General features: G+C 68.4%; 7 protein-coding genes. 5 read left to right on the top strand and 2 right to left on the bottom strand.

The annotated features are described in order from the left end of the window. The first annotated feature begins 114 nt into the window (after positions 1 to 114). The gene (locus VGD28_RS00390) at positions 115 to 924 is read left to right on the top strand and encodes an ATP-binding protein (RefSeq protein ID WP_331026343.1); all 810 of its coding nucleotides are present in this window, start codon (positions 115 to 117) and stop codon (positions 922 to 924) included. Between the two features lie 30 nt (positions 925 to 954). Continuing rightward, positions 955 to 1,848, top strand: a complete 894-nt coding sequence (locus VGD28_RS00385; RefSeq protein ID WP_331026342.1) for a diacylglycerol/lipid kinase family protein — start codon at positions 955 to 957, stop codon at positions 1,846 to 1,848. A gap of 114 nt (positions 1,849 to 1,962) precedes the next feature. Here the strand turns inward: VGD28_RS00385 and VGD28_RS00380 are convergent, their stop codons facing one another. Next, entirely contained in the window at positions 1,963 to 3,744 is a 1,782-nt protein-coding gene (locus VGD28_RS00380) for an ABC-F family ATP-binding cassette domain-containing protein (protein ID WP_331026341.1), read from the bottom strand. A gap of 135 nt (positions 3,745 to 3,879) precedes the next feature. On the opposite strand from VGD28_RS00380, the gene VGD28_RS00375 reads away from it, so the two are divergent. The 3 genes from VGD28_RS00375 (at position 3,880) to VGD28_RS00365 (ending at position 6,485) form a co-directional block, all read left to right on the top strand. Continuing rightward, complete coding sequence (locus VGD28_RS00375) at positions 3,880 to 4,194, top strand: hypothetical protein (protein WP_331026340.1); 315 nt, start codon at positions 3,880 to 3,882, stop codon at positions 4,192 to 4,194. Positions 4,195 to 4,215: 21 nt separating this feature from the next. Then, positions 4,216 to 4,890 carry a response regulator transcription factor gene (locus tag VGD28_RS00370; protein ID WP_331026339.1) on the top strand — a complete coding sequence of 225 codons (675 nt, stop codon included), beginning with the start codon at positions 4,216 to 4,218 and terminating at the stop codon, positions 4,888 to 4,890. Positions 4,891 to 5,177: 287 nt separating this feature from the next. Beyond that, positions 5,178 to 6,485, top strand: coding sequence for an ATP-binding protein (locus VGD28_RS00365; RefSeq protein ID WP_331026344.1), 1,308 nt, complete (start codon positions 5,178 to 5,180; stop codon positions 6,483 to 6,485). An 86-nt stretch (positions 6,486 to 6,571) separates the two neighbouring features. On the opposite strand, the gene VGD28_RS00360 is transcribed toward VGD28_RS00365, so the two are convergent. Next, positions 6,572 to 6,739: a hypothetical protein gene (locus VGD28_RS00360; RefSeq protein ID WP_331026338.1), complete on the bottom strand. Its 168-nt coding sequence runs from the start codon at positions 6,737 to 6,739 to the stop codon at positions 6,572 to 6,574. Positions 6,740 to 6,895 lie beyond the last annotated feature (156 nt).

The raw sequence follows: 6,895 nt of genomic DNA, 5'->3' as shown, positions 1-6,895 counted from the left end.
CGGAACGTGCGTTGGAGAGTCCTCCCCCTCCGTCGCGCTCCGCGCGCCACCTCCCCCTGGCGGGGGAGGAGTGCTCTGTTGCCTCCCCCCGCGCCACGCCGTAACGCCACGCGCATGAGCGACCCGCTGGACCGCATCGCCGCCGCGCTCGAGCGGCTGGCCCCTCCACCGCCGCCCGTGCCGGATCTCATGGCGCACCCGGCCTATGTATGGCATCGCGGCTTTCTCCAGCCCGCACGCGCCTTCGCCCCGCTCCCGCTCGCCGAGCTGGTCGGCATCGATGCCCAGAAGGAAACCCTGCTCGAGAATGTCCGCCGCCTCGCCGACGACCTTCCGGCGCACGACGTCCTTCTCTGGGGTGCCCGCGGCACCGGCAAGTCGGCGCTCAGCAAGGCCGCGGTCGCCGCGGTTCAGGCCGAGGGCGGCCGGATCGCACTCATCGAAGCGCAAGCCGACGCGCTCGACGCATTGCCCCAGCTGTTCGCGCTGATCGCCGGAGTCCCGCGCGCCTTCGTGATCTTCCTCGACGATCTCGGCTTCGACGCCGCCTCGGATGGCCGCGCGTTGCGCTCGCTGCTCGAGGGCGGGGCCGAGGCGCGGCCTGCCAACGCCCGGTTGTTCGTCACCTCGAACCGCCGCCATCTCATCCCGCGCGACATCGCCGAGCAATCGAGCGCGATCAATCCGCGCGACAGCATCGACGACAATCTCGCGCTCGCCGACCGGTTCGGCCTCAGCCTCGGCTTCCACGCGATCGACCAGGACACCTATGTCGCGATCGTCCAGACCTATGCGCAGGACCACGACCTGCCCTTCGATGCTGCCGAGGCGATCAACTGGGCGACCCGCCGCGGCAGCCGCTCGGGCCGCGTCGCCTGGCAATATGTCGTCGACCTCGCCGGGCGGAACGGGAAGAAGCTCTGAACCTCCTCCCACCTCGCCCGTTGTAACGCCGTGCCAACGAACCTCCCGGTCCCCCGCGAAGCCGTCCTCATCGTCAACGCCCGCTCGCGGCGCGGTGCGAACCTGTTCGAGCAGGCGCGCGCGAAATTCGAGGCGGCGGGAATCCGCCTTATCGCCGCGCACCCCGTCCGCGATCCCGACCTGCTCAACGACACCGTGCGCGAAGCCGTGCGCTCGGGCGCGCCGATGGTGATCGTCGGCGGCGGCGACGGCTCGCTGTCGGGCGTGGTCGACGATGTCGTCGGCAAGGATGTGGTGTTCGCCGTCCTCCCCCTCGGCACCGCCAACAGCTTCGCGCGCACGCTGGGCTTGCCCCTCGACCTCGACGGCGCGGTCCAGGCGATCGCCACCGGCGAGCGCCGCCGCGTCGATCTCGGCATGATCGACGGCGATTATTTCGCCAACGCTGCGGCGATGGGCCTTTCGCCGATGATCGGCGAGAGCGTGCCGCACAACCTCAAGAAGTATCTCGGCCGGGTCGGCTATCTCGGCTGGGCGATCTGGTGCTTCGCGCGCTTCCGCCCGTTCCGCGTGTTCGTCGATGACGGCACCAAGACGCATCGCATGTGGGGCAGCGAGGTGCGCATCCTCAACGGCCGCTTCCACGGCGGCGTCGAGATGAGCGACAATGCCTGCGTCCAGAGTGGCGAGATGCTGATCCAGGTCGTCACGGGCCGCAACCGCTGGCGGCTCGCCTGGGACTGGTATGCCCGCTTCTTCCGCCTGCGCACCCGCGACCAGACGGTGAGCGAGTTCCGCGGCCCGGAGCTGAAGCTCGACACCCGCCCACGTCGCAAGATCTCGATCGACGGCGAAGTGCTGGCACGCACCCCGGTGACGGTGCGCGTGGCGGAACGCGCGATCGACGTGGTTGTGCCTTCTTAGCCCCTCCCCTTCAGGGGAGGGGTTGGGGTGGGGCAGTCGTCCTTGGCGACTGGCTCGGTGAGACTGATACGCCCCACCCCTTACCCCTCCCCTGAAGGGGAGGGGCTTGATCGTTCACCCCAGTCCCTCGACCATCTCCGCCAGCTCCAGCCAGCGCAGCTCCGCCGCATCCTTCTCGTCGCGCGCCTTGGCGATCCCGGCCATGAGCGTGTCGAACTTGCCCGGATTCTTCGCATAGAGGTCCGGATCGGCCAGCGCCGCCTCGTCCTTCGCGATCGCCGCATCCAGCTCCTCGATCCGCTTGGGCAGCAGGTCGTAGTCGCGCTGGTCCTTGTAGCTGAGCTTGGTCTTCGGCCTCGGCGCCTCCGCCACCGGCGCGGCCTTCGCCGCAGCCGCCTTCTTCGCCTCGGGCCGCACCTTGCGCTTGGCTTCCCAGTCGGCATAGCCGCCGACCACCATGTCGACCGTGCCCGACCCGTCGAGGCCGATCGTCATCGTCACCGTGCGGTCGAGAAAGTCGCGATCGTGGCTGACGATCAGCACCGTGCCGTCATAGTCGGCGATCACTTCCTGCAGCAGGTCGAGCGTCTCGAGGTCGAGGTCGTTGGTCGGCTCGTCGAGCACCATCAGATTTGACGGCCGCGCGAACTCGCGCGCCAGCAGCAACCGCGAGCGCTCCCCGCCCGATAGCGTGCCGACCTTGGCGTCGACCATGTTCGGCTCGAACAGGAACTCCTTGAGGTAGCCGTGGATATGCTTGCGCGTGCCAAGCACGTCGATCCACTCGCCGCCGTCGGCGACTACCTCGCGCACCGTCTTCTCGGGCTGCATCCGGCTGCGCTGCTGGTCGATGATCACGGGATCGAGCGTCTTGGCCAGCTTCACGCTGCCCGTGTCCGGCGCGATCTCCCCGGTCAGCAGCTTGAGCAGCGTGGACTTGCCCGCGCCGTTCTTGCCGACGATGCCGATGCGGTCGCCGCGCGTCACCCGCAGCGTGAGGTCGCGGATGATCGTGCGGTCGCCATAGGACTTGGAGGCATGCTTGGCGTCGATCACCACCTTGGTCTTCGAATCGTCAGATGCGGTCGCCAGATTGGCCGCGCCCGCCGGCCCGGTCATCGCGGCCCGCTCGGCGCGCATCTCGATGAGCTTGGTCAGCCGCCCCTGGTTGCGCCGCCGCCGCCCGGTGACGCCGCGCTGAAGCCAATGCTCCTCGAGCTTCAACTTCGCGTCGAGCTTCTCCGCCGCGCGCTGCTCCTCCGCATAGACCTGCTCGGTCCACGCCTCGAACCCGCCGAACCCGATCTCCGCGCGGCGCATCGATCCGCGGTCGAGCCACAGGGTCTGCCGCGTGAGGCGGGTCAGGAAGGTGCGGTCATGGCTGATCACCACGAACGCGCCGCGATAGCGGCCCAGCCACTCCTCCAGCCATTCGATCGCATGGATATCGAGATGGTTGGTCGGCTCGTCCAGCAGCAGCACGTCCGGGTCCTGTGCCAGCGCCCGCGCGATGCCCGCGCGGCGCCGCTCGCCTCCGCTCGCGGTCGCCGCCTCGCGATCGAGATCGATGCCCAGCTGGTCGGCGATCGCCTCCGCCTCGTGCCGCGCGGGCGCGTCGTCGCCCGACAGCACATAGTCCATCAGCGTCACGCACCCGGTCATGCGCGGCTCCTGCTCCAGCATCACCACGCGCGTGCCCGGCTGGATCGTTCGCCGCCCCTCATCGGCATCGACCTGCCCCGCCAGCAGCTTGAGCAGGGTGGTCTTGCCTGCGCCGTTGCGCCCGATCAGCGCCAGCCGGTCGCGCGCGCCGACATAGATGTCGAGGTCGCGGAACAGCCAGCCCGATCCCTGGACCAGACCGAGCTTTTCGTAGGAGAGGACAGGAGCAGCCATAGCGCCGCGCAGGTAGGCGGGCGCGCCGCCCGGAGCAACCCCGCCGCACGTGCCTCGCCGCGCGTCAACGGCTTACGACAGCCTTACGTCCATATTCACCGGCTGTTCAACGGTTCGCACCTATGCCAAGCCCCCATGAAGATGTTCGGGTTTCTCTGTCTCGGCGCGTTCCTCGCCGCCGCTGCGCTCCCTGCGCATGCCTCGCCGCAGGTGCGCCGCAGCGATCAGGAAGCCGCGCGCGAGGGGCGCGCGCAGGGCCGCCTGCTCCCGTTGCGGGAGATCGAGGCCCGCGTCGTCCCTGCCATGTCGCGCAAGGGCGCCCAGTATCTCGGCTTCGATTTCGATTCGGGGACGATGATTTACACGCTAAAGTTCCTGCGCAATGGATCGGTCATCTGGATCGACGTCGATGGCCGCTCGGGCCAGATCGTCGGGCAGTCGGGCCGCTGACGGGACCAAGAAGGGAAGAAGATGCGCGTTCTGATCGTCGAGGACGAACCCAATCTCCGCAACCAGCTTCAGGCGACGCTCGAGGGGGCGGGCTATGCCGTCGACACCGCGGGTGATGGCGAGGAAGGCCATTATCTCGGCTCGACCGAGGCCTATGACGCGATCGTGCTCGATCTCGGCCTGCCCGAAGTCGACGGGCTGACCGTGCTCGATCGCTGGCGCAAGGAGGGCAAGACCACCCCCGTCCTCGTGCTGACGGCGCGCGACAGCTGGTCGGACAAGGTCGCCGGGCTCGACGCCGGCGCCGACGATTATGTCGCCAAGCCGTTCCAGTCGGAGGAGCTGATCGCCCGTCTGCGCGCGCTGATCCGCCGCGCCTCGGGCAACGCCTCGGCTGAGCTGATCGCGGGCGACATCCGCCTCGACACCCGCTCGGGCAAGGTCACCAAGGGCGGTGACCCGGTCAAGCTCACCGCGCAGGAATACAAGCTCCTCTCCTACCTGCTCCACCACAAGGGCAAGGTGGTCAGCCGCACCGAGCTGATCGAGCATATCTACGACCAGGATTTCGACCGCGATTCGAACACGATCGAGGTGTTCGTGACGCGCATCCGCAAGAAGCTCGGCCCCGACGTGATCACCACGATCCGCGGCCTTGGCTACAGCCTCGAGGAACCGGCGGAGGCCGGTGCCTGATCTAGAGACTCATTCTTACTCGTCATCCCCGCGAAGGCGGGGATCCATTGACACTGCCATTGCGGCTCTTGCCGATAGGCCAGCCAAAATGGATCCCCGCCTTCGCGGGGATGACGAACATTGAGAATATGAATCCGCCCTTTAACCTTCCCTTCGGCCTGACGCTCGACCGCCGCTTTCCGTTCGTCCGTCGTGCGGAAAGCGCGGCGGTGCCGGAACTCGCGCTTCAGCCCGGCGATCCTGCGCCGCGGCCCTATGTCCGCACGACCGGGTCCCTGAGCCGCCGCATGATCCTGATCGCGGCGGCGTGGATCACGCTGCTGCTCACCGGCGGCGGCTTCGCGCTCGATCGCGTGCTCACCGGCGCGATCGAACGCAATTTCGACGACGGCCTCGAATATCTGCTCACCTCGCTGATCGTCTCGGCCGAGATCGATTCCGAGGGACAGATCGCGTTCAACCGCCAACTCTCCGACCAGCGCTTCCTCGAGCCCTATTCGGGTCTCTACTGGCAGGTGTCGGGCAAGGGCTACGAGCCCTTTCCCTCGCGCTCGCTATGGGACCGGCAGTTGCGCATCGATCAGGCGCATAATGACGAGGACGTCCACACCTACGATTCGAGCCAGTTCACCGACCATCGCCTGCGCGTGGCGGAGCGCGATGTGGTCCTCCCCGGCTCGCCGGTGCGCTGGCGGTTCCAGGTCGCGCAGACCCGCGACATGCTCGACGCGCAGATCACCGCGCTGCGCCGCACGCTGGTGCGCAGCTTCCTGCTGCTCGCCGCAGGCCTGATCGTCATGGCCGCGCTGCAGACCTGGTACGGCCTATTGCCCCTGCGCAAGCTGCGCCGCGGCATCCAGCAGTTGCGCACCGGCGAGGCGCCGCGGATCGAGGGCGCGATGCCGGCCGAGGTCGCGCCGATGGTCGAGGAACTCAACGCGCTCGTCGCGCACAACGACAAGCAAGCGGAAGAAGCACGCCGCCACGCCGGCAACCTCGCGCATGCGCTCAAGACCCCGCTCACCGTGATCATGAACGCCGCGACGGCGCAGTCGGACGACCTGCCCGCGACCGTGGTGCGCGAGGCGCGCACGATGCGCCGCCAGGTGGATCACCACCTCGCCCGCGCCCGCGCCGTCGGCCGCCGCGGCTCGGCGCATAGCCGCGCGCCAGTGTGGCCCAGCGTCGAATCGGTCGAGCGCGCCGTCGCGCGCCTCTACCCGCATGTCCGCATCGACACCGATGGTCCCAAGGACCTCGTCGCGCATATCGAGCGGCAGGATCTCGACGAGATCATGGGCAACCTCGTCGAGAACGCCGCCAAGTACGGCGGCGGCAGCGTGTTCATCACGGTCTCCGCGCAGGCCGGCTTCGTCGAGATCATGATCGAGGATGACGGCGCCGGCATTCCGGAGGCCGACCGCATCCGCATCTTCGATCGCGGCGTCCGGCTCGACACCGGCAAGCCCGGCACCGGCCTCGGCCTCGCCATCGTCCGCGACGTGGCCGAGATCTATGACGGCACGGTCAGCCTGGAGGAATCCGAGGATCTCGGCGGCCTGCTGGTGCGGTTGAGGCTGCCCGCAGCTGGTTAAATCCGTCGCCCCAGCGAAAGCTGGGGCCTCGTGCGGCAAGCGCTTCGCGTGAGGAAGGAGACCCCAGCTTTCGCTGGGGTGATGGTTTACCCCATCACCCCGACGAACCGCCACCGCCCGGTCACCGGGCTCAGCACCAGGTCGCAGCCGCAATCGCGGCATTTGGTCTCGAACTCGCCGCGGCCGGGCCGGTCGCGGCGGCGTGGCCGGTGGATGCCGAGATGGCATCTGATGGCTGGCTTGGACGCCGACATCACCGTCTGCTCCTCGTTCAGCCCCCTGAACGTGCCCCTGTCGCAAGGGTTGGTGCCCGGCGATCAAGGCAGCTTTCGGGCAGCGGCTTGGTCAAATAGGGCACGAGCCGCAATCGCGAACAATCCTCCCCCGCCAGGGGGAGGTGGCAGGCGCAG

The organism is Sphingomonas sp. (assembly GCF_036402235.1).
Classification (GTDB): domain Bacteria; phylum Pseudomonadota; class Alphaproteobacteria; order Sphingomonadales; family Sphingomonadaceae; genus Sphingomonas.
The sequence above is the reverse complement of the archived record's forward strand: the minus strand, read 5'-3'. Positions and strand labels throughout refer to the sequence as shown.